Raw genomic sequence first — 22,137 nt, 5'->3', positions numbered from 1 at the left:
TGGAGGCCTTCATGCAAAAGCTAGCCGCCCTTACCCTCGCCGCGCTCCTCGCGTTCAGCCCAGCGATCGCCCAGGAGAAAGTCTGGCACCATGGCGGTTCGCTGATCGGCGAGCCGAAATACCCTGCGGGCTTCGAGAAATTCGACTACGTGAACCCGGATGCGCCGGTGGGCGGCGTGGTGCGGCTCAGCTCGATGGGCGGCTTCGACACCTTCAACCCGATCCTGCCACAGGGCGAACCCGCCGACGGCATCGGGCTGGTGTTCGAGACGCTGACCACGCCGTCGCTCGACGAGAACTCCACACAGTACGGCAACCTCGCCGAAGCCTTCAGTTACCCCGACGATTTCTCCTCGGTCACCTTCCGGATGAACCCGCGTGCCAAGTGGGCTGACGGTGAGCCGGTTACCGCCGAGGACGTGGTGTGGACCTTCAACAAGGTCATCGCCCTGAACCCCAGCCAGGCCAACTACTTCGCCAACGTCACCAAAGCCGAAGTGACCGCACCCGGCGAAGTGACCTTCACCTTCGACAAGGGCGGCAACCGCGAACTGCCCAACATCATGGGCCAGTTGATCGTCCTGCCCCAGCACTGGTGGGAGGGCGCCGGCCCCGACGGCAAGCCGCGGGACATCTCCAAGCCCGGCCTCGAGCCGCCGTTGGGATCCGGCCCGTACAAATTGGCGGCCTTCAGCCCCGGCACCTCGGTCACCTATGAGCGCGATCCCAACTACTGGGGCCTGAAGGAGCCCTTCAACATCGGTCAGAACAACTTCCAGACCGTCAAGTACGAGTATTTCCTCGACACCACCGCTGAGTTCGAAGGCTTCAAGGGCGACGAGTTCGACTGGTGGGACGAGAACCTCGCGCTGCGCTGGCAGGGCGGCTACGATTTCCCCGCCGTCACCGAAGGCAAGGTGATCAAAGAGTTGTTCGAGAACGCCTATCGCGGCTCGGGCATCCTGGTCGGGTTCGTCCCGAACCTCAGGAAACCACTGTTCCAGAACGAAGCGCTGCGCGAAGCGATGCTCTACGCCTTCGATTTCGAGGAGCTCGACAAGCTGCGCTTCTTCGGCCAGTACGACCGCATCAACTCGTTCTTTTACGGCACCGAGTTCGCGTCTTCCGGCCTGCCGCAGGGGGAGGAGCTGGAGATCCTCAACTCGGTCAAGGATCTCGTCCCCACATCGGTGTTCACCACCGAGTACAAGAACCCGGTCAACGGCGATACGACCAAGCTCCGGCAGAGCCTGCGCACCGCCAACGAGATCCTCACGAAAGCCGGCTACACCCTCAACGGCAACCAGCTGGTCGATCCCAGCGGCACGCCGGTGAGCTTCGAGATCCTGCTCAACGGGCCGACCATCGAGCCGATCGCCACGGCGTTCCAGACCAATCTCAAGCGGCTCGGCATCAACGCCACCATCCGCTCGGTGGATTCCCCGCAATTCATAGAGCGCGTGCAGAATCGCGACTTCGATATGACGTACACCGGCTGGGCGCAGTCGCTTTCCCCGGGCAACGAGCAGCGCGATTTCTGGGGGTCGGCCTCGGCGGCGCAGAACGACAGCCGCAACTATGGCGGCATTTCCGACAAGGGCGTCGACGCACTGATCGACAAGATCGTCTTCGCCGACGACCGCGAAACGCTGATCGCCGCCACCCGGGCGCTCGACCGCGTGCTGCTGGCCCACCACTACACCGTGCCCACCTACACGCTGCGCAAGTCGCGCATCGCCCGCTGGGACCGCTTCAGCCACCCCGAAACCCTGCCGGAGTTCTCAATCGGCTTCCCGACGGTGTGGTGGTACGACGAAGCCAAGGCGGCCAAGACCGGGGCGGCGAAGAACTAGGGCGCCGACGTTGGCGCGTGGGGCACCCCCACCCTTGATCCCTCCCCACAAGGGGGAGGGAGACGCATACTGCGGCTTCGGCTCTATCGTCTCCCTCCCCTTGATGGGGAGGGCAGCGCAGCTAGGCGGCGCCGCCGCCTAGCGGAGCTGGGTGGGGTGGAGCCGCCAACTCGGAAGCTGGTCAGCTCCCCCTCAAATCAAACCACCCGATCCCCTTGACCGCCGCCTCATCCACCGCCTCCTCATACCCGGCGTCGGCATAGCGCATCACGCCGAGTGAGGTGTCATTGGTCAGCGCGTGCGACAGCCTCTCGTCGCCTGCCTCGGTCCCATCCGCCACCAGCGTCACGCCGGCAGAGGTCATGTAGCCGGCATAGCCGCCGCCGCCCGAGTGGATCACCACCAGGTCGGCCATTGAGGCGGTGAGCAGCATGGCATCGAGCAGCGGCCAGTCGGCTATGGCGTCGGAGCCGTCCTTCATGTTCTCGGTCATGATGTTGGGGTGGGCCATCGCCCCGGCATCGAGATGGTCACGCGAGAACGCCACCGGCGCTTTCAGCTCGCCGTTCCGCACCAGCGCGTTCGCTGCCAGGGCCAGCGCGGTCCGTTCGCCATGCCCCAGCCAGGCGATGCGCGCCGGCAGCCCTTCGAACGGCACGTACTGCCGGGCCAGCCGGATCCAGTTGGTGACGATCTTGTTGTCGGGGAACATCTCGAGCACCAGATCGTCGATGCGCGCGATATCCGAGGCTTCCCCGCTCAGCGCCATCCAGCGGAACGGGCCGATGGCGCGGGCGAATAGCGGTCTCAGATAGGCCTCGGTGAAGATCGGGATATCGAAGGCGTTCTCGACGCCGGCCTGCTTGGCCTGGGTGCGGATCAGGTTGCCATTGTCGAACACTTCCGAACCGGCCGCCTGGAACCCCAGCATGGCCCGCACATGGTCGGCGATCGAAGCGCGGCTCGCCGCCATAAGTTGGCCCTGCCCGTCGACCCGCAACCGCCGCACTTCGTCTAGGCTCATGCCCTTGGGGACGTAGCCGTAGACGAGATCGTGCGCGCTGGTCTGGTCGGTGACGATGTCGGGGATGATGCCGCGCCGGAGGATTTCCGGATAGACCTCGGCCGCATTGGCGACCAGCCCCACCGACAGCGCCCGCTTGTCGCGCACCGCCGCGGCGATCATTTCGAGCGCCGCATCAAGGTTCGGCGCGATCTCCTCAAGATAGCCGATCTCCTTGCGGCGCTCGGCGCGCGCCGGGTCGACATCGGCATCGAGGATCGCCGCGCCGGCCATGCGCCCGGCCAGCGGCTGCGCGCCACCCATGCCGCCCATGCCGGCGGTGAGAATGAAACGCCCGGCGAGCGAACCGCCGAAGCGCTTCTCGGCGATGCGCATGAAGATCTCGTAGGTGCCCTGGATGACGCCCTGGCTGCCGATATACTGCCACGCCCCGGCGGTCAGTCCGCCCCAGGCGATCAAGCCCTTTTTCTCGAGCTCGTAGAACACCTCGGCCTTGGCCCATTGCCCGACGATGTTGCAATTCGCCATGATCACCAGTGGCGCCTGCGCATGGGTCTTCAGCAGCCCGATCGGCTTGCCCGACTGGATGACCAGGGTCTGATCCTCGTCCATCGTGGTCAACGCCTCGACAATCTGCCGATGCGCCGCCCCGTTCCGCGCGGCCTTGCCGAGCGCGGCATAGACGATCAGCTTTTCGGGGTCCTCACCGACGGCCAGCACGTTCTCGAGCAGCCGCAGCAACGCCTCCTGCCGCCAGCCTTTGGCGCGCAGAACCGGACCGGAGGGAATGGGGAAATTCGGGTGGCGGGGATTGGGTTTTGGCATGGTGGGCGGAGAATATCGCCCCGCCGGTGCGTGTGGCTACCCCCACCCTTGATCCCTCCCCACAAGTGGGAGGGAGACCCGACTGATGCTTCGGTTCCTTCGTCTCCCTCCCCTCGATGGGGAGGGTAGCGTAGCTTGGCCGCCCGCGGCCTAGCGAGCTGGGTGGGGTGGAGCCACAACCTCGAGATTGGGCCTACGCCCAGCCCTTCCGAGCCTTCTTCTTCCGCTTCACGCCGTCGAGCGCGTACTTGGCCAGCTCGATCCCCATGGCCTTTTCTACCGGCGGGTAGACCGCCGGGTCGATCACCGAGGAGGAGAGCGGGATGACCTTCTTGGGCACGTGCAGCACGAAGACGAACATGCCTTCGCGCAGCTGCCCGGCGCTCAGCGGTTGGCCCGCCGCGTCGAGCGTGGCGATCACATCGGGGAAGGTAGCGAGCCGGTTACCGCCGGCATCGTCGATCGCCATGTATTCGTTCATGGTGTGGATGGTGACGGCCTTGTCGCCCTCGCCCAGCACAAAGCGGCCGATATCGAAGGCCTCCTTGGTGTAGACGAGATCCTTCTTCGTCACCGCGCCCTTCACCAGGATGGTGCCGCCGGTCGCCTTGACGATGGCGTCGATTATCGCCGAGCCACCCTTTTTCTCGGCCGCGATGATCGCCTCACCGAGGCTCAGCGCCAGCGAGATGCCGCCAAGCGCCGCGTTGCGCTGCACATATTTGGCGCGCAGCGGGTTGCGGCAGGAGGCGATGAAACCACCCGACATATCGGCCGCGGTACGGAGGATCGGCGAGATCTTGGCCGTTGCGCCCTTGACCACCAGCTCGATGTAGCGGTTCTCGGCGCGATTGCCGCCCACGGCGGTCTGGATCATCTTCTTGGGGCTGCCGGCCATGCCGATCGAACCCATGTCGCCGGTCGGGTGGGCGCGGATATCGCCCACCGCGTCGACCACCTTGGTGCCGAGGATGGCGCTCGGCAGCCAGGCATTGAGGGTCGAGCTCTTGCCGTTCTGGCCGATCATCAGGCCGCGGACCTTGTCGCCCAGCGCCTTCTCGAGCAGCTTCACGGCCTTGACGTAATCGACGCCGCGCATCTCCCATGGTGTGGTCGAGGCCGGTGCGCCGATCGCGGCCGCAGTCGCCACCCAGTCGCGCGGCTCCAGCTCTTCGATATCGACCAGCTCGGGCTTGCCGACGCTCACCGCCGCAAGCCCAAGCATCCGGCCATGATCGGCCCAACCCCCGCCGCCGGCGGCATAGACGGAACCGCCTTTCACCGCGGCTTCCACATCCTTCTCGGTCAGAATTCTACCCACGGTGGATCACCTTACCGCCGGCGTCATTCCCGCGAAGGCGGGAACCCAGGGGAAGCCACCGGCCATCGAGCGTGCGGCTCTGGTTTCCCGCCTTCGCGGGAATGACGCCGTGGGGTGTTTCAAGCTCGCTTGCCATCTTGGTCGACTAATTCCCTATCCAACCGCTTCACCGCCTCCTGCAGCACGGCGGCGCCCAGCGCCACGTCGGCCGTTTCGGCATATTCTTCCGGCGTATGGCTGCGGCCGCCGAGGCAGGGGATGAAGATCATCGCCGCCTTGGTCACCCGCGCCATCCAGGCCGTGTCGTGCCCGGCGCCCGATGCCATGCGGCGATGGCGCGCCCCCACGGCCACGGCTGCCGCGTCCAGCGTATCAAGCACGAACGGGTCGCAAGGCGTTGGCAAATTGTCGGAAATGGTCAATGGCGGCTCTATCGCCACCCCGGTCGCGGCGGCCGTGGCGTTAACCAGCACCGTGAGCTCGGCGATGAACCGCTCCATATCCTCGCGCCGCTCGGCCCGCGCATCGATCAGCAATCGCGCCCTGGATGGCACGACGTTCGCCGCCCCAGGTTCGATGGAGAACTCGCCGACGGTGGCGGCGAAATGGAACTTGCCCTGGCTGAGCAGCGTGCCCAGTTCCTCGATCCCCACCACCAGCCGTGCCGCGGTGGTCAGCGCATCCTGCCGCGAGCCCATCGGGGTGGTGCCGGCGTGGTCGGCGCGACCGTTCACCACCAGTTCGATCCGCGTGATCCCCGCTATCGCCGTGACCACGCCGATATCGAGATGTCCGTCCTCCAGCACCGGCCCCTGCTCGATATGCAGCTCGAGGAAGGCGGCGATGTCCTCGCGCTTCTCGATTTTCTGAGGATTGCCGCCGACCTCGGCGATCCCTTCGCGCAAAGTGAACCGGTCGACCTCGCGATCCAGCCAATTGTCCGGCCGTACGCCGGCCATGCCGCGGCTGCCGACGCAGGAAACGCCGAAGATCGACACCTCCTCAGCGAGGAAATCGACGATCTCCAGGTCATGCTGCAGCTGTACGCCTTGATCGGCCAGCGCCCGCGCTACTTCCAGCGCTGCCGATACTCCGGCAATGCCGTCGAACCGACCGCCATCGGGCACGGTGTCGGAGTGTGAACCGAGCATGATGGTGCCCCTGCCGGCGCGGCCGCGCCGCCGCCCGATCAGGTTGCCGGAGGCGTCGATGCGGGTCTCGAGGCCCGCGGCTTCGAAGCGCCGGACGAGCCACTCGCGGCCGCGGAGGAACATCGGGGTGAAGGCGCGGCGGGTGTAAGGGCGACCCGGTTCGGTGATCTCGGCGAGGGTCGCGATATCCTCGGCGATCCGGGCTTCCTGGGTGGGGAGATTGCGGGTCATTGGTGGCACCGAGCGTGGGGCACCCCCACCCTTGATCCCTTCCCACAAGGGGGAGGGAGACGCTCGCCGATAGGGCGGCTCCGGCCTCTCCCTCCCCCTTGTGGGGAGGGTAGCGAAGCTAGCGCCGTTGGCGCGTAGCGAAGCTGGGTGGGGGTGGCAAAGTGCTCGATCCTCACGGCCGCACCCACCGCCCTGCCCCCGGTTCGGCCACCGTGGTTCCGTCAAACACCTGCTGCCCGCGCAGCCAGGTGCCGGCCACCGTCCATGGCAGCTCGATGCCGTTGTACGGCGACCACCCCACCACATTGTGCCCGGATCTTGCCGCGTCATAGACCACCGGTCGATCTACCAGCACGGTGATGTCGGCATCCTTGCCGGCCTCGAGCGCGCCTTTCTGCCCCAGCCGGAAGTGCCTGGCCGGGTTCGCCGCCATCAGCTTTGCCGCCCAGGTCAGCGACACGCCGCGCTCCAGCGCGCCCTTGACGAACAGCGGCACCATCGCCTCGAGGCCCGGCACGCCGGAGGAATTGGCCAGCATGTCCGGGTTGGTCTTCCGATCTTCCGACCAGCTGACGTGATCGGTCGAGACCAGCGTCACATTGCCGGCCGCCACCTGGCGCCACAGCGCTTCCACCTCGGCGCGCGGGCGGATCGGCGGGTTGATCTTGGCCTTGCCGCCCAGCCGGCGGACGTCGTTTTCCTCGTCCAGCGTCAGGTAGTGGATGCAGCACTCGATGGTGGCGCCGAAGCCGTGCGCCCGATAGTCGGCCGCGATGTCATAGCCTCGGCTCAGCGAGCAGTGCACCACATGAGCATCGCACCCGGTTTGCGCCCCGGTCTCGTAGATCTGCAGCGTCGCCAGCAATTCGGTCAGCGGCGGCCGGCTCAGGCCATGCGCCCGCCAGTCGGTGATGCCCAAGGCCTTCACCTTGGCCATGGCGGCGCGGACGCTCTCGTCGTCCTCGTTGTGGACGCCCGCCGTCAACCCGGTCTTCGCCACCTCGGCGAAGGCCTCGGCGAGGAGCGGCGGCGAGATGCGCGGGAAGCGCACCGGGTCAGTGCCGAAGGTCGAGAACTTGAACGCCGCAACGCCGGCTGCCGCCTGCTCGGCGATGCGGCTCGCACCGTCCTCCGGGTTGATGGTGCCATAGAGCGCGAAATCCACCCGGGCCTGCGGCTCGGCATGCGCCACCTTGATCCGCACCGCCTCGGCGGAGCAGACGAGGTTGCCCTCGTCATAGGGCATGTCGACAATGGTGGTCACCCCGCCGGCCGCGGCCGAGCGGGTCGACCAGATGAAATCTTCCTGACCTCTCTGGCTCAAGGAGTGGGTCTGCGCGTCGATGGCACCGGGCAGGATCAGCGCTTTGCCGAGCAAATGCCGCTCATGCGCGTGCGGCGGCGTCCCCTCGCCGACATGCACCACCTTGCCGTCGCGCACCGCCACATAGCCATCCTCGACCACCATGGATGGCAGCACCACCGTGCCGGCGAGGACGAGATCGAAATCGGACATGTTGGCTCCTACGCGTGCTGCCGGCGCTGGCCGGTGCGGGCCATCAGTGCCCGCTCGAGCGCCGAAAGCGCATCATAGATCAGAACCGCCATCACGCCGACCACCAGCCCGCCCTGGGCGATGAAGGCGAGGTTATTGCTGAGCAGCCCGGCGATGATCACCTCGCCCAGCGTCGAGGCCGCGACGGTCGAGCCGATAGTGGCCGTCGCCACCGAGATCACTACCGAGAGCCGGATGCCGGCGAGGATCACCGGCGTTGCCAGCGGCAGTTCCACGCCCAGCAGCCGCTGCCGGTCGGTCATCCCGACGCCGCGGGCCGCTTCGGTCACGGCGGGCGGCAAGGTGGTGAGGCCGGTGAGGGCGTTCTCGAAGATCGGCAGCAGGCCGTAGAGGAACAGCGCCACCAGCGTCGGCGCGGTGCCGAAGCCCAGTACCGGCACGGCCAGTGCCAGCACCGCCACCGGCGGAAAGGTCTGGCCGATATTGGCGAGCGAGCGGCTCAACGGCAGAAATTCGGCGCCGAATGGCCGGGTGACGAGAATGGCGAGACCCACCGCCAGCAACGTCGAGGCGATGGTGGCGATGGCGACGATGGTCAGGTGGCTTACGGTGAGGTTGAGCAGCGAGTTCTGCACGTAGATCGCCGGCTGGCCGTTCTTGGTCAGCGGCTGGAACACCCAGGCGAAGCTCTCCGGCGTGACGATGAACGCCACCAGCAGCGCCAGAACCACCAGCCGGATGATCAGCCCCGGCTTCATTGCGGGCGCTCGGCCTTGTGGGCGATGTCGTCGCGACGGATGCGGCCGATGCTGGCGCCATCGGCATCGACCACCGGCAGCATCTCGCGGCCGGTCCACAGGCACTCGGCATAGGCGTCGCGCAGTGAGGCGTCGGCGGAGATCGGCTCGCCCTGTGCCGGGCCGGACTCGACCAGGTCGCGGACCTTGCCCAGCGACAGCAGCCGGAACGGCCGCTCGCCGGTGCCGATCAGTTCGGCAACGAACGGCGTTGCGGGCCGGGCGATGATCTCGTCCGGCGGCGCGTATTGCAGGAGCTTACCCTTATCCATCACGGCGATGCGCGAACCGAGATGGATCGCCTCCTCCATGTCGTGCGTCACCAAGACGATGGTGGTGCCGAAGCGCTTCTGGATGGCGAGCAGGTCCGATTGCGCCTTGGCGCGGATGATCGGGTCGAGCGCGCCGAACGGTTCGTCCATCAGCAGCAGTTTCGGCTCGGCGGCGAGGGCCCGTGCCACCCCAACGCGCTGCTGCTGGCCGCCGGACAGTTCGCTCGGCATACGGTCGCGAAACTCCGCCGCCGGCAGCTGAAACAGTTCCAGCAGTTCATCGACCCGCGCCGCGATCTTGCCCTTGTCCCAGCCGAGCAGGGTCGGGACCGTGGCAATGTTCTGCCCGACGGTGCGGTGCGGGAACAGCCCGTGCCCCTGGATGGCGTAGCCGATGCGGCGCCTGAGCTCGAAGGCCGGCACATCCCGGGTATCCTGGCCATCGATCTTCACCGTGCCCGAGGTCGGCTCGATCAATCGGTTGATCATCCGCAACAGCGTGGTCTTGCCTGACCCGGAGGTGCCGACGATCACCGCGATCTCGCCGTCGGCGACGGTGAGGCCGACGTGGTCGACCACGGTCAGCTCGAGATAGTCCTTGGTGAGGGCTTCGATCTCAATCACGGCGCGTATCCTTGGGTGAGACCATTTCGACAATTGCGTCCAGCACGACAGCCGCGGCGAAGGCGAGCGCCACGGTGGGTACGGCGCCGAGCAGCACCAGGTCCATCGCCGTCTGCCCGACGCCCTGGAACACGAAGACGCCAAAACCGCCGCCACCGATCAGCGCGGCAATGGTGGCGAGGCCGATATTCTGCACCAGCACGATGCGGATGCCGGTGAGGATCACCGGAAAGGCCAGCGGAAACTCGACGGTCACCAGCCGCTGCCAGTCGGTCATGCCCATGCCCTTGGCCGCGTCATTGGCGGCGGGCGGCACGCCATCGAGGCCGACCACAGTGTTGGCGACCACCGGCAGCAGCGAATAGGCGAACAGCGCCACCATGGCCGGCGCCGCGCCGATGCCGGAGATGCCGACGGCCGAGGCGCCCGGGATGTTGGCCGCCACCCAGGCGAGCGGCGCGATCAAGAGGCCAAACAGCGCGATCGACGGGATGGTCTGGATGGCGTTCAGCACGTTCAGCACCGGCGCGCGCCAGGCATCGCTGCGATGGCAGAGAATGCCGATCGGGATGCCGGCCACCGTTGCCGCGGCGAGCGAACCCAGCGCCAGCGCCAGATGCGTTTGCGCCTCACGCCAGAAGGTATCGCCGCGATTGGCATATTCGCGGAGGATCGAGAGATCGTTCAGCGTGCCCGAGCCGAGCAGCACGGCGAAGAACAGGGCCACCGCCGCCAGCACGCCGATGCGCGTCCATGGCTTCAGCTTCAGCCGCGCTATGGCGTCGGCGGCCAGCAAAGCGAAGGCAAAGATCAAGAGCCAGAAACCGGCGCCGGGCGAGACGCGGGCGATCTTGTCACCCGGTGGCGTGAGGAAGGTGCCGGCGTGGCCGATGGCGACGAACAGCAGCGCCAGCACGACGAGGCTGGTGGCCAGCCGCCACAGCGTCGGCGTCCGGAACAGCGCGATGCCGATGCCGGCGGCCAGCACGATGGCGAGGGCCGCAGCTTCCCAGCCGGGGAGCGCGGCGAAGAGACCCTTGGCCTCCCCGAGCACGATGCGGTTGGCGCGGAACGCGGCGAAGGGCAGGAAGGCGGCGATGGCGGCGAGCGCGGCGATCAGCACGCCGAGCTTATCGACGGCGAAGCTTCGTGTCGGTGCGGCGATCGCAGCGTCGGTCACCGGTCTCGCTCCATACTCGATGTCATCCCTGCGAAAGCAGGGACCCAACTCGCAGCCAGCGCGGGCTGGGCGATGGGTCCCTGCTTTCGCAGGGATGACAGGCGGTGGTCATTGCCGAAGCGCGTCATGCCGAAAACACTAGGGGTGGGCAGTCGTCCTGCCCACCCCCAAAATGCACTGACCGTGCGGCAGCTTACTTCAGGAAGCCGTTGGTCTTCAGCCAGTCGATGGCGACGTCCTTGGCGGCTTCGCCACCGACCTGGATGCGGCCGTTGAGCGTCTGCAGCGTCGCCAGGTCGAGCTTGGCGAATACCGGCTTCAGCAGCTCTTCGATCTGCGGATTGGCCTGCAGCACGGCCTCGCGGATGATCGGGGCCGGCTCGTAGACCGGCTGCACGCCCTTGTCGTCGGTCATCACCACCAGACCCGAGGGAGCGATGCCGCCGTCGGTGCCGTAGACCATGGCGGCGTTGACGCCGTTGGTCTGCTGCGCAGCGGCAGCGATGGTCGCCGCGGTGTCACCACCGGAGAGGGTCACCAGCTGGTCGGGCTTCAGAGTGAAGCCGTAGACTTCCTGGAACTTCGGCAAGGCGGCCGGGGACGAGACGAACTCGGCCGAGGCGGCCAGCTTGATGTTGCCGCCGCCGGCGATATAGGCGCCGAGCTCACTGAAGGTCGCGAGCTTGTTGGCATCGGCGACATCCTTGCGGACGGCCACTGCCCAGGTGTTGTTGGCAGGAGCGGGGGACAGCCAGACGATCTTGTTGGCGTCGTAGTCGAGTTTCTTCGCCTCGGCATAGGCCTTGGCGGCGTCGTTCCACAGCGGGTCGTCGGCCTTCTCGAAGAAGAACGCGGCGTTGCCGGTATATTCTGGATAGATGTCGATCTCGCCGGCGGTGATCGCCTGGCGCACGACGGGCGTGCCGCCGAGCTGGATCTTCTCGGTCACGGCGACGCCATTGGCCTGCAGCACCTGGCTGATGATGTTGCCGAGCAAGCCACCTTCGGTATCGATCTTCGACGACACGACGACCTGGGCATTCGCAGCGGTCACCGTGAAGGCCAGCGCGACAGCAGCGCCGAGCAGTTTCTTCGAAAGCATGATGGTCTCCTTATTGTTCCGGCCGTGCAGTCCCTGGGCCGGAATTGGCGCCAAACCTATACGGGCGCCAAGGAAAAGTCATACTCCGGCATGCTACGCGACGGGGCCCAGCGCGAAAAACTCGTCCAGTGCAGGAATGGGCGCGTGGGAAATCAGTTCCGCCATGCTCTGTTCCGAACCCAGATCGCTTTCAATGATTTCGACTTCCGCAGAAAGTGGCCGGTCCACCACGTAGAAGGCGGCGTGCTGCCTGACCTTGTCGTAGATCATCGCGGGCACACCGCTCGGACGGTCGCCGTGAATGTCCATCGCCTGCGCGGCGAGCAGGCCCTCTAGGGCCGCCAGACGCTTCAGCGCCCGCACCTGCCGCTCGAATCGCTCGACCACCAGCGGCAGGAACGACACCTCGTCCTCGAGCCCGGCGGCGACAACCAGCGATTGCGCCGAGACCGGCATCGCCATCGACAGGGCGCGCGCGAAGAGTTCGCCCGCCAGCTTGATGATCGGGCCAAAGCCGGTGGCGATGGCGCCGCGCGGCACCAGGTTGATCGGCAGATCGCGCCGGGCGCCGTTCGACAGCAGCACGCAACGGTTGAACGAGTTGCGCGCCGCATGCGCCAGCGCCAGCTGCGCCGTCTGCAGGTAGATGGTCACGTCGAGCGGCAGGGAGCCGCCTGAGGTCAGCACCTGTCCGTCGACCACTACCGGGTTGTCATCGGTGCGGCCGGTGGCGGCGAGCACGGTGCGGCCGGCGACCAGCAGAGTATCGAAGCCAGAGCCGAACACCTGCGCCATCATGCGCAGCGACAGCGGGTCCTGCACATGCGTGGCGTTCGGCCAGTCCCAGCCCATGGCGTTGTGATAGAGCCAGGCGCCGATCTCGGCCTCGCGCTCGGTCCCCACATGCGCCACGGCCTTCCACGGGTCGCGCGATGCGCCGAGCGCACCGGCAGTGGTGAGGCCGGTGGCGAGCAGCATGCGCATCGCCGAAGCGGCCGAGCGCACCGCCTCGGCGGCGGCGGCAAAGCCCACGGCGTTGACGCTGATCGATGCGAGGCTGTCGCGCGGCGCCATGCGGCAGGGCACGAGCCCCGCTTCGGCCAGCGCCGCTTCGGCCGACATGCGCCGGTTCTGGTACACCGCCTCGCCGACGCCGGTCAGTACGGCGCCGATCTGGCCCATCAACCCGATATCGGCGGTGCCGATCGAGCCGGTACGCCGCACCACCGGCACCACGTCCTTATCGAGCAGCGCCAGGTAGGCGTCGACCAGCGCGCGCGAACAACCGACGCGGCCGGTCAATGCGGTATTGACGCGGATCGCCATGGCGCTCCGCACCACCGAACTGGGGAACGGCGCGCCAGTGCCGAAATGATGCGCCCGCACCAGCCCGAGGTTGAACGTTTCGAGCTCCTCGGGCGACCACTCGACATCCTTCATGGCGCCGACGCCGGTATTGGCGCCATACACCGGCTCGCCGCGCGCGATCTTGTCCTCGACCACCTTGCGGGCGACATCGACCCGCGCCATCGCGGCGGCGTCGGCCGCGAGCGAAACCGCTCGTGCGCCGACCCGCGCCAGACTCGCAAAACTCATGGGCTTGCCGTCGAGTGAAAGAGTATCGGACTGGGTCTGAAAGTGATGCATCTACAGGGATTAGCGGGTGCCGCAGTGCCATGCAATGGGACGGCGATAGTAGCTACACCGGCGTAAAGGTCAGGCCGGTCGCGGTCCCTTCAAGCACTTCCTTCAAGAAGGAGGACGCGATCAGCGCAATCGGCCAACCGTCAACTCTGAACAGGTGAGCATTCCCAACGCGTTCTGGATCGATGCGCAACTCTAGCACCATTCGCAGCTCGCCCACCTTTTCGGGTCGATCACCGCCTTCTGGCCACAAGGTGTAGACGGAGTTTGCATAGTCGAAGCAATCTAGCGCACTCGTAACGTTCAGCACCTCGAACCCAGGCACACCGGCTATGTGAACTGGAAAGCGCTCGATGCTCGGACCGCACAGCTCTTCCAGTGCGTCACCAATTCTGCATCGTACGACGGGCATGTCGAATGGCCCGAAACTGAAGTCCAACTCCAACCCCTGCTGCAGAACCGTGAGCTTACGCGGCCTCGGTCCTATGTAGGATTGCCCCTCCGTTAATGCCCTGGGATCGATCGCTTGGCCAGCCTCATCGGTCGGCTCAGACAAGAACCACTGCGGCTGGATAGTGTGGTCGAAACCCAGTCGATAGAAGGACATTCGGGAGACCTCTTGTGGGCGATACTACCCCCGCGTCCCCGGCAGCGGGTAGCGCTCCACCTCGCGCAGCAGCTCGATGAAACTGCCGACTGCCGTCTCGACGGTGATCCGCCCCTTGTCGGGCGTCGCCAGGTGCGCGTCGCCGGCCGCGCCGAGCGGGTTGATATCGCTGGCGATCCAGGCGTAGCTCGTTGCTCCCGTGGGCCGCATGTATTTGTAGGCCTGCTCGTCGCGCGCCGCGACCGAGGGGTAATCCTGCAGCTTGTCGCGGTTCACCAGCTCGGGCCTGAGGTGCATCACCACGGAGGTTTCGCTGTCGCCGCCGTGGATGCCGTGGCGGTTCTCGATGTCGGAATAGATGTCCTTGGGCCAGTACTGGCTCCAGCCGGTCTTCACCGCCAACATGCCGGCGCGCACCCGGAGTTCGCGCGCCACGATGTCGAGGATCGAGACGTTCCCGCCATGCGAGTTGACGAAGACCACCTTCTTGACGCCAGCACGGGCGATCTCGAGCCCGATCTGCGTCCAGGCATCGATCAGGTTGGTCGCGGTGTGGCTCAGCGTCCCGGTCTGCCAGATGTGCTCGTTGGATTTGCCGATCGCCTGCACCGGCAGGATACGGATGTCGAGATCATGGGGTGCGCGCTCGACCAGGAGATCGAGGTGCCCCTGGTTGATGATGGTGTCGGTGCCAACCGGCAGATGCGGCCCATGCTGTTCGACTGCGGCAGTGGGGAACACTGCGATGGTTTTGTTGGGGTCGATGCCATGGAATTCGAAGGCGGAAAAGTCATTCCACCAGATCTTGCGGTAGGTCATCTCAAGTCTTTCGCAGAGCACTTTCGGGAGAGTTGCAGACTTTTCCGGTTCGAAAAGTGTGACAAATCAAAACCTTGGAGCATCTTCGCCGTTTCAGAGAAACGACGAAGATGCTCCAAGGTCAGCTGGGGATCGCAGCAATCGCCTCGATCTCGACGACGAACTCGGGTCGGGCGAAGCCGCTGACGATCATCAGCGTCGAGGCCGGGAATGGCTCGGGGAACAGCTCGTTGCGCACCTTCATGTATTCGGCGAGATGCTCGCGGCCGGTGACGAAGGCATTAAGCTTCACCACGTCGCCGAATCCCATGCCGGCCTCGGCCAGCACGGCAGCGATATTGTCGAAGCAGACGCGGGTCTGGCCGGCACAATCGGGGGGAATCGTTCCGTCGGCCGTGATGCCGATCTGGCCGGAACAGAACACGTAGCGCGAGCGCGAACTGACCTCGATGCCGAGGCTGTATTGCGAGAACGCGGGGTGAATCGATGAAGGCGAAAGCGGCTTATGCACAGGACCCCCGATGTGTATGCTCAGCTAAGCGTCAAACGACAGCGAATGTAAGCCCCATTCTGAACCGTATTGCCTATTCCAGCGGCACTTCGCTGAATGGCGCAATTTTGGGCTTTTCTTTTGCAATCCGGCGCGGAATGAATGCTCTGTGTGCCCTCGGGCACGGAAGTTTGCCTAACGGCCGGGCGGGGGACAAGCCCCGGCGGATACCTTAACAGGGAGACTAACGATGATCGACTTCACCAAGCTCATTTCCGCTGGCGTGGTAACGCTGGCATTGGGCATGGGCGGCGCCATGGCGCAGGACAAGGTAACCTTCGGCACCAACTGGCTAGCCCAGGCGGAGCACGGCGGCTACTACCAGGCCGTGGCTGATGGCACCTATGCCAAATACGGCCTCGATGTCACCATCGCGCAGGGCGGCCCGCAGGCGCCGATGCGCCCGCAGCTGGTCGCCGGGCAGATCCAGTTCTACATGGGCGGCACCACCACCGCGATCAACAGCGTCAAGGAAGGCATCCCGACGGTCACGCTGGCCGCGATCTTCCAGAAGGATCCGCAGATCCTGATTTCGCACCCGGGCAAGTACAAGACGTTCCCGGAGCTGGCCGGCGCCAGCAAGTACATCCTCGCCGCCGACGCGCTGTCGTCCTACTTCCTGTGGATGAAGGCGACCTGGCCGGAGTTCGTCGAGGAAAAGTATGAGCCGTACCAGTTCAACCCGGCCTCGTTCCTCGCCGACGAAGGCGCCATCCAGCAGGGCTACCTGACCTCAGAGCCATACTCGATCGAGAAGGAAGCCGGTTTCGCGCCGGATGTGTGGCTGCTGGCCGACCAGGGCTACGCTCCCTATTCGACCACCATCGAGACCATGAAGCCCTGGTTCGACGCCAACAAGGACGTCGCCAAGCGCTTCGTCGAGGCCTCGATCATCGGCTGGTACAATTACCTCTACGGTGACAACGCTGCCGGCAACGCCCTGATCAAGGCCGACAATCCTGAGATGACCGACGAGCAGATCGCCTATTCCATCGCCAAGATGAAGGAATACGGCATCGTGATCTCGGGCGACGCTGAGACCAAGGGCATCGGCTGCATGACCGACGCCCGCTGGAAGGCCTACTACGACGAGGGCGTGAAGGTTGGCCTCTACGAAGCCGGCATCGACTATACACAAGCTTTCACGACCGAGCTGGTTTGCCAGGGCCTCGGCGTAGACCTCGTGAAATAACACGGCTATTCGAGCCATCGGCGTCGGCGATTCCGCCGGCGCCGTTCCGACCCTAACCTGGGCGTGCTTTCATTGACTGACACCACTCTCGCCGCTGCGCCGGCCACCGACACCGCTCCGGGCCGCGTCCTGGTCTCGATGCGCAATGTCTCGAAACTGTTCTCGAATGGCACTCTTGCCCTCAAGGACATGACGCTGAATGTGCAGCGCGGCGAGTTCCTGTCGCTGCTGGGCCCCTCGGGCTGCGGCAAATCGACGGCGCTCCGCATCATCGCCGGCCTCGGCGAGCCCTCCACCGGCAGCATCGACTGGCCATCAAGCCAGCTCGACAGCCGCGGAAAGCCCAAGGGCGATATCGGCTTTGTGTTCCAGGAACCGACGCTGATGCCGTGGGCTACGGTGTTCAGCAACGTCTACCTGCCGCTGCGCCTCAACGGCGTATCGAAATCAGAGGCGCGCCCGCGCATCATGGAAGTGCTGACTTCGGTCGGCCTCGCCGATTTCCACAAAGCCTATCCGCGCGAACTGTCCGGCGGCATGAAGATGCGCGTCTCGATCGCTCGTGCTCTGGTCACCAAACCCAAGCTCCTCTTGATGGACGAGCCCTTCGCGGCGCTCGATGAAATCACCCGGCAGAAGCTCAATGACGATGTGCTGCGCCTCTGGCGCGACAGCGGCATCACGGTGATCTTCGTCACCCACTCGGTGTTCGAGAGCGCATTCCTCTCCAACCGCATCGTCGTCATGCGCGCCCGCCCCGGTCAGGTCTATTCCGACCTGCCGATCAAGACCTCGCTGACGCGCGACTCCCACTACCGCACCTCAGAGGAGTACCGCGCCACCACCGACACGGTGTCGCGCGCCCTGCAGGAAGCCATCGAGATCGGAGCGGCCGGCAAATGAGCGACGCTGCAACCGCAATCAAATCCTCTGAAGCCGGCACCGACAGCGCCGTCGCCATCGTTGCCAGCCGGACCAGCATGACCGAGCGCATCCTGCGCGTCGTCATCCCAGTTGCCATGGTGGCGCTGGCGATCGGGCTCTGGCAGCTCCACATCACCGTCAACAACGTGCCGCATTACATCATGCCGGCGCCGCTCACCGTCGTGACCACGCTCTTTACCGACTGGCCGACGCTCTATCCGTCGCTGCTGGTCACGCTGAGAGTTACGCTGCTGGCGCTCGCTCTGGCGCTCATCGGCGGGGTTGGGCTCGCGATCATCCTTGTCCAGTCCAAATGGATCGAACTGGCGATCTTCCCGTTCGCGGTGATCCTGCAGGTGACGCCGATGATCGCCATCGCGCCGCTGCTGATCATCTACATCAAGGACCCGCAGACGGTTCTTTTGACCTGCGCGTTCATCGTCGCGTTCTTCCCGATCCTCTCCAACATGGTGGCGGGGCTGAAGAGCGTCGATCACAACCTGCTCAACCTGTTCGAGCTCAACGGCGCCAGCCGCTGGCAGACGCTTATCTACCTCAAGCTCCCCTCGTCCCTGCCCTATTTCGCGGCAGCCCTGCGCATCGGCGGCGGGCTGTCATTGATTGCGGCGGTGGTCGCAGAGTTCGCAGTAGGCTCGGCTGGTCGCGGTTCGGGCCTCGCCTTCCGCCTGCTGGAATCGGGCTACCGCCTAAACTATCCGCGCCTCTACGCTGCGCTGGTGCTGCTGATGATCACGGGCGTCGCCATCTTCGCCCTCACCAGCCTGATCTCCTGGCTGCTGCTCCACCGCTGGCACGAGAGCGCGTTGAAGCGGGAGAATTGAGCTTGCACGGCACCCCTGCCCTGTCGACCGGTACTGTAACGCTACGCAACGCCCGGATCCCGAGCGCGGCGCGCGGCAAGGTCGGTAGCGGCGAGGTGGAGAGTGTCGACATCGAGATCGCCGATGGCCGCATCGTCTCCATTCGTCCGGCCGGCTCGACGCCCATCGACGGCCCGAGCTACGATCTCGATGCCGGGCTGATCCTGCCGGCCTTCGTCGATATCCACACCCATCTCGACAAAGGCCACATCTGGCCGCGCAAACCGAACCCTGACGGGACCTGGCTCGGGGCGCTGCTCGCCGTCGGCGCCGATCGCGAGCGCAACTGGGCCGCCGCCGATGTCGAGCGCCGCTTCGATTTCGCGCTGCGCTGTGCCTATGCACATGGCACCGCGGCGATCCGCACGCATCTCGACAGCGCGCCGCCGCAGCACGAGATCAGCTGGTCGCTGTTCGAACAGATGCGGACGCGCTGGGCTGGCCGTATCGAATTGCAGGCTGTGTCGATCGTCGGGCCGGACACGCTGGTGAACCCGGACGAGCTCGATGCGGTGGCGCAGCAGGTGAAAGCTTCGGGTGGCATTCTCGGCGGCTCGGTCGCCGAATATGCCCGCTCCAAGGAAGCCATGCTGCGGGTGGTCGAGAAGGCCGGCGAGCTTGGCCTCGATCTCGATCTCCATACCGATGAAACGGGCGACCCGACGGCGCACGCCTTGCTGCATCTCGCCGAGGCGGTGCTGGAAACCGGCTTTACCGGCAAGGTGATGGCCGGCCATTGCTGCGTCCTCACCGTGCAGGACGAGCGCACCCAGCGGCTGACCATCGACAAGGCGGTCGAGGCCGGCATCGCCATCGTCTCGCTGCCGATGTGCAACATTTACCTGCAGGACCGGGTCAACACGAACGGTACCGTGCGCACCCCGATCCGCCGCGGAGCCACGCTGCTCAACGAATTCAAGGCGGCCGGCGCGGTCGTCGCCATCGCCTCGGACAATACCCGCGACCCGTTCTATGCCTATGGCGACCTCGACGGCGTCGAGGTGCTGCGCGAGGGGGCGCGGATCCTGCAGTTCGATCACCCGCAAGACCAGGCCTGGGACTGGGTGCGCGCCGTCGGTTCGGCCCCGGCGGCGCATGCCGGCTTTACCTACAAGGCGGTGATCGAAGTCGGCGCGCCGGCCGATCTGGTTCTGTTCCGGGCCCGCAGCTGGACCGAGCTCAACGCCCGCCCGCAACATGACCGCATCGTGCTGCGCACCGGCAAGGCGATCGATCCGAGCCTTCCCGATTATCGCGAACTCGACGACCTGATGGAGTAACTGATGGACATTTCTGGCTTTCGCGCCGCTCTCGGCGACATTCCGGTCGAAGACAACCCGCGCATCGTGCAGCAGAAGAGCCGCGACCATTACTGGTATTCGCCGCGCCTGAAGCAGCAGCTCGAAGGGGTCACCGCCGAGATCGTGGTCTCGCCGCGGTCAGTCGACGAAGTGGTCACCGTGCTGCGCGAGGCCTTCAAATACGACGTGCCGGTGACCCCGCGCGGCGCCGGCACCGGCAATTACGGCCAGGCGATGCCGCTCTCGGGTGGCGCCATGCTCAACCTGATGAACCTCAACAAGGTGATCAAGATCGAGCAGGACCGGGTGCGCGCCGAAGCTGGCGTCATCCTCGAGCAGCTCGACGAGCAAACCATCCACGCGGTCAGCGGCGAGCTGCGCTTCCATCCCTCGACCTATCGCATGGCCTCGCTCGGCGGCTTCATCGCCGGCGGTTCGGGCGGCGTTGGCTCGATCCGCTGGGGCGGCCTGCGCAATTTCGGCAACATCCTGGGCCTGAAGGTCGTCACCTGCGAGGCCGAGCCGCGCATCCTCGATCTGCGCGGCCCCGACATCCTCAAGGTGGCGCACGCCTACGGCACTAACGGCATCATCGTCGAAGCCGAGATGCCGCTGACCGCGCATTACGACTGGGTCGACATGATGGTCGGCTTCGATTCGATCATCGATGCCTGCGCCTTTGCCGAGCAGGTGGCGCTGCAGGATGGCCTGCTGTGCAAGGAAATCTCGCCGGTCGCAGCGCCGGTGGCGCACGACTATTTCAACCGCCACCGCCCCTATATCCGCAGCCGCGAGCAATCGGTGGTGCTGCTGATGGCTGCCCCGGCCGCAGTGCCCGCACTGGTCGACTTCGTCGCCTTCCATGAAGGCGACCTGCTCTATCGCGCCGACACGCTGACGCCCGAGGAGAAGGCCAAGCTGCCGCCGATCTACGAGCTGGCCTGGAACCACACCACGCTGCGCGGGCTGAAGATCGATCCGACCATCACGTACCTCCAGACCCAGTACCCCGACCTCGCACATGTAAAGTGGGCGGTGGACACGTTCGGCGACGAGCTGCCGATGCATATCGAGATGACCCGCTTCGACGGCCGCGTGGTGTTCTCCGGCCTGCCGATCGTCCGCTACAGCTCGGAGGAGCGGCTCGAGGAGATCATCCGGCTGCACGAGGAGAATGGCTGCCTCGTCTTCAACCCGCACCGCTATACCCTCGAAGAAGGCGGCATGAAGCGCACCGACCGGGCGCAGCTGCAGTTCAAGAAGGAAGCCGACCCCAAGGGCATCCTGAACCCCGGCAAGATGATCGCCTGGGACGATCCGGATTTCGATTTCGAATCCGGCCGCACCTGGCTGTTCACCGGCCTTTACACACTCGGCGGCGCGGCTGAATGAAGGTCCTCGTCGTCCACGCCCACCCGGTCGAAACCAGCTACAACCGCGCGCTGTTCCACGCGGTCTGCGAGTCCCTCCGGGCCAAGGGCGACGAGGTCGATGCGCTCAATCTCTACGAAGAGGATTTCCAGGCCGCGATGAGCCGCGCCGAACGGCTCGAGTATCACGATGTGCCGGGCAACCTGACGCCAATCATCAAGCCCTATGTCGATCGGCTGCGCGCCGCCGACAAGATCGTCTTCGTCCACCCGGTGTGGAACTACGGCTATCCGGCGATCCTCAAGGGCTTTTTCGACCGGATCTTCCTGCCGGGCGTGGCTTTCGTGCTGGAAGGCGGCGACGCGCCGGACAAGGGCAAGCTGATCCCGGGGATGAAGAACATCCGGAAGGTCGCCTATGTCACCACCTATGGCGGCGATCGCTTCCGCACCATGATCATGGGCGACCCGCCGCGCCGCCTCGCCATGCGCTGGGCCTGGGCCACCTTCGGCACCCTGATGCCGCCGACCTACCTGGCGCTCTATGACATGAACAATCAGACCGAGGCTGGGTTGAAGGGGTTCATCGACAAGGTGAAGCGGAAGATGGCGACGTTCTGAGATCGCCCTCTACTCGCCTCGTGTGCCCCCTGCGCCGGGTCATTCCCGCGAAAGCGGGAAGCTCTGTTTGCGGAGAGTGCGGCAAACGGAGATCCCCGTTTTCGCGGGGATGACATCGAGCCTGGGTCTTCGTCTTTGAGCTAAACCGCGGGATCGACAGACGATGATCGTGGCGAACGGTGGTCGCGTTGATCCACTGCGATCGCCTCACACACCGATGTCATCCCAGCGAAAGCTGGGACCCATCTACCCACTTGTGCTGCGGCGAGTTGGGTCCCAGCTTTCGCTGGGATGACACCGAGTTTGGGTAACCTTCCAGGGCCAGAACTCGA

General features: G+C 65.5%; 19 protein-coding genes. 7 read left to right on the top strand and 12 right to left on the bottom strand.

Annotated features, from left to right (window positions below; genetic code table 11):
• Positions 1-11: 11 nt before the first annotated feature.
• Positions 12-1,853, top strand: a complete 1,842-nt coding sequence (locus ASC89_RS09640; RefSeq protein WP_244488431.1) for an extracellular solute-binding protein — start codon at positions 12-14, stop codon at positions 1,851-1,853.
• 181 nt (positions 1,854-2,034) lie between these two features.
• Here ASC89_RS09640 and ASC89_RS09635 read toward each other — a convergent pair whose 3' ends face one another.
• The 12 genes from ASC89_RS09635 to ASC89_RS09580 all read right to left on the bottom strand — a co-directional run bounded on the left by ASC89_RS09635 (position 2,035) and on the right by ASC89_RS09580 (position 15,477).
• On the bottom strand, positions 2,035-3,702 hold the full coding sequence (locus ASC89_RS09635; RefSeq protein ID WP_055997114.1) for a urocanate hydratase: 1,668 nt from the start codon (positions 3,700-3,702) through the stop codon (positions 2,035-2,037).
• A gap of 193 nt (positions 3,703-3,895) precedes the next feature.
• Positions 3,896-5,023 (bottom strand): DUF917 family protein, encoded by a 1,128-nt coding sequence (locus ASC89_RS09630; protein ID WP_055997111.1) that lies wholly within the window; start codon positions 5,021-5,023, stop codon positions 3,896-3,898.
• Between the two features lie 119 nt (positions 5,024-5,142).
• Positions 5,143-6,405 (bottom strand): Zn-dependent hydrolase, encoded by a 1,263-nt coding sequence (locus ASC89_RS09625; protein WP_055997108.1) that lies wholly within the window; start codon positions 6,403-6,405, stop codon positions 5,143-5,145.
• Between the two features lie 172 nt (positions 6,406-6,577).
• Positions 6,578-7,921 carry a dihydroorotase family protein gene (locus ASC89_RS09620; RefSeq protein WP_055997105.1) on the bottom strand — a complete coding sequence of 448 codons (1,344 nt, stop codon included), beginning with the start codon at positions 7,919-7,921 and terminating at the stop codon, positions 6,578-6,580.
• Positions 7,922-7,929: 8 nt separating this feature from the next.
• Complete coding sequence (locus ASC89_RS09615) at positions 7,930-8,679, bottom strand: ABC transporter permease (protein WP_055997101.1); 750 nt, start codon at positions 8,677-8,679, stop codon at positions 7,930-7,932.
• Positions 8,676-9,614, bottom strand: a complete 939-nt coding sequence (locus tag ASC89_RS09610; protein WP_055997098.1) for an ABC transporter ATP-binding protein — start codon at positions 9,612-9,614, stop codon at positions 8,676-8,678. Before ASC89_RS09610 ends, ASC89_RS09615 begins: the two co-directional genes overlap by 4 nt.
• Positions 9,607-10,794, bottom strand: coding sequence for an ABC transporter permease (locus tag ASC89_RS09605; protein ID WP_200940436.1), 1,188 nt, complete (start codon positions 10,792-10,794; stop codon positions 9,607-9,609). Before ASC89_RS09605 ends, ASC89_RS09610 begins: the two co-directional genes overlap by 8 nt.
• Before the next feature lie 193 nt (positions 10,795-10,987).
• Positions 10,988-11,896, bottom strand: coding sequence for an ABC transporter substrate-binding protein (locus tag ASC89_RS09600; protein ID WP_055997095.1), 909 nt, complete (start codon positions 11,894-11,896; stop codon positions 10,988-10,990).
• 93 nt (positions 11,897-11,989) lie between these two features.
• A complete protein-coding gene (locus ASC89_RS09595) occupies positions 11,990-13,543 on the bottom strand; it encodes an aromatic amino acid lyase (RefSeq protein ID WP_055997092.1) in 1,554 nt (517 codons plus the stop codon).
• Positions 13,544-13,595: 52 nt separating this feature from the next.
• Positions 13,596-14,147 carry an imm11 family protein gene (locus ASC89_RS09590; protein ID WP_055997089.1) on the bottom strand — a complete coding sequence of 184 codons (552 nt, stop codon included), beginning with the start codon at positions 14,145-14,147 and terminating at the stop codon, positions 13,596-13,598.
• A 24-nt stretch (positions 14,148-14,171) separates the two neighbouring features.
• Entirely contained in the window at positions 14,172-14,966 is a 795-nt protein-coding gene (locus ASC89_RS09585) for a creatininase family protein (RefSeq protein ID WP_055997086.1), read from the bottom strand.
• 121 nt (positions 14,967-15,087) lie between these two features.
• Positions 15,088-15,477, bottom strand: coding sequence for a RidA family protein (locus ASC89_RS09580; RefSeq protein WP_055885150.1), 390 nt, complete (start codon positions 15,475-15,477; stop codon positions 15,088-15,090).
• A 229-nt stretch (positions 15,478-15,706) separates the two neighbouring features.
• On the opposite strand from ASC89_RS09580, the gene ASC89_RS09575 reads away from it, so the two are divergent.
• The 6 genes from ASC89_RS09575 (at position 15,707) to ASC89_RS09550 (ending at position 21,805) form a co-directional block, all read left to right on the top strand.
• The gene (locus ASC89_RS09575) at positions 15,707-16,708 is read left to right on the top strand and encodes an ABC transporter substrate-binding protein (protein WP_055997083.1); all 1,002 of its coding nucleotides are present in this window, start codon (positions 15,707-15,709) and stop codon (positions 16,706-16,708) included.
• 138 nt (positions 16,709-16,846) lie between these two features.
• Positions 16,847-17,611, top strand: coding sequence for an ABC transporter ATP-binding protein (locus tag ASC89_RS09570; RefSeq protein WP_082528476.1), 765 nt, complete (start codon positions 16,847-16,849; stop codon positions 17,609-17,611).
• Positions 17,608-18,474: an ABC transporter permease gene (locus ASC89_RS28450; RefSeq protein ID WP_407065063.1), complete on the top strand. Its 867-nt coding sequence runs from the start codon at positions 17,608-17,610 to the stop codon at positions 18,472-18,474. Before ASC89_RS09570 ends, ASC89_RS28450 begins: the two co-directional genes overlap by 4 nt.
• Positions 18,475-18,476: 2 nt before the next feature.
• Entirely contained in the window at positions 18,477-19,793 is a 1,317-nt protein-coding gene (locus ASC89_RS09560; RefSeq protein ID WP_244488430.1) for a cytosine deaminase, read from the top strand.
• Positions 19,794-21,206, top strand: a complete 1,413-nt coding sequence (locus ASC89_RS09555; protein WP_407065065.1) for an FAD-binding oxidoreductase — start codon at positions 19,794-19,796, stop codon at positions 21,204-21,206. It abuts the gene before it with no gap.
• Positions 21,203-21,805 carry an NAD(P)H-dependent oxidoreductase gene (locus tag ASC89_RS09550; protein ID WP_055997071.1) on the top strand — a complete coding sequence of 201 codons (603 nt, stop codon included), beginning with the start codon at positions 21,203-21,205 and terminating at the stop codon, positions 21,803-21,805. The genes ASC89_RS09555 and ASC89_RS09550 overlap by 4 nt, the downstream gene beginning before the upstream one ends.
• Positions 21,806-22,137: the final 332 nt, after the last annotated feature.

Origin of the sequence: Devosia sp. Root413D1, from assembly GCF_001425235.1 — a bacterium.
GTDB lineage: Bacteria > Pseudomonadota > Alphaproteobacteria > Rhizobiales > Devosiaceae > Devosia_A.
Note: the sequence above shows the minus strand (reverse complement) of the source record. Positions and strands in the feature narration are given on the sequence as shown.

Excerpts from the sequence above, each read along its gene's own strand:
- ASC89_RS09640 (WP_244488431.1), top strand. The coding sequence starts at position 12 with ATGCAAAAGCTAGCCGCCCTTACCCTCGCCGCGCTCCTCGCGTTCAGC.
- ASC89_RS09635 (WP_055997114.1), bottom strand. The coding sequence starts at position 3,702 with ATGCCAAAACCCAATCCCCGCCACCCGAATTTCCCCATTCCCTCCGGT.
- ASC89_RS09625 (WP_055997108.1), bottom strand. The coding sequence starts at position 6,405 with ATGACCCGCAATCTCCCCACCCAGGAAGCCCGGATCGCCGAGGATATC.
- ASC89_RS09620 (WP_055997105.1), bottom strand. The coding sequence starts at position 7,921 with ATGTCCGATTTCGATCTCGTCCTCGCCGGCACGGTGGTGCTGCCATCC.
- ASC89_RS09615 (WP_055997101.1), bottom strand. The coding sequence starts at position 8,679 with ATGAAGCCGGGGCTGATCATCCGGCTGGTGGTTCTGGCGCTGCTGGTG.
- ASC89_RS09600 (WP_055997095.1), bottom strand. The coding sequence starts at position 11,896 with ATGCTTTCGAAGAAACTGCTCGGCGCTGCTGTCGCGCTGGCCTTCACG.
- ASC89_RS09595 (WP_055997092.1), bottom strand. The coding sequence starts at position 13,543 with ATGCATCACTTTCAGACCCAGTCCGATACTCTTTCACTCGACGGCAAG.
- ASC89_RS09590 (WP_055997089.1), bottom strand. The coding sequence starts at position 14,147 with ATGTCCTTCTATCGACTGGGTTTCGACCACACTATCCAGCCGCAGTGG.
- ASC89_RS09585 (WP_055997086.1), bottom strand. The coding sequence starts at position 14,966 with ATGACCTACCGCAAGATCTGGTGGAATGACTTTTCCGCCTTCGAATTC.
- ASC89_RS09575 (WP_055997083.1), top strand. The coding sequence starts at position 15,707 with ATGATCGACTTCACCAAGCTCATTTCCGCTGGCGTGGTAACGCTGGCA.
- ASC89_RS09570 (WP_082528476.1), top strand. The coding sequence starts at position 16,847 with ATGCGCAATGTCTCGAAACTGTTCTCGAATGGCACTCTTGCCCTCAAG.
- ASC89_RS28450 (WP_407065063.1), top strand. The coding sequence starts at position 17,608 with ATGAGCGACGCTGCAACCGCAATCAAATCCTCTGAAGCCGGCACCGAC.
- ASC89_RS09550 (WP_055997071.1), top strand. The coding sequence starts at position 21,203 with ATGAAGGTCCTCGTCGTCCACGCCCACCCGGTCGAAACCAGCTACAAC.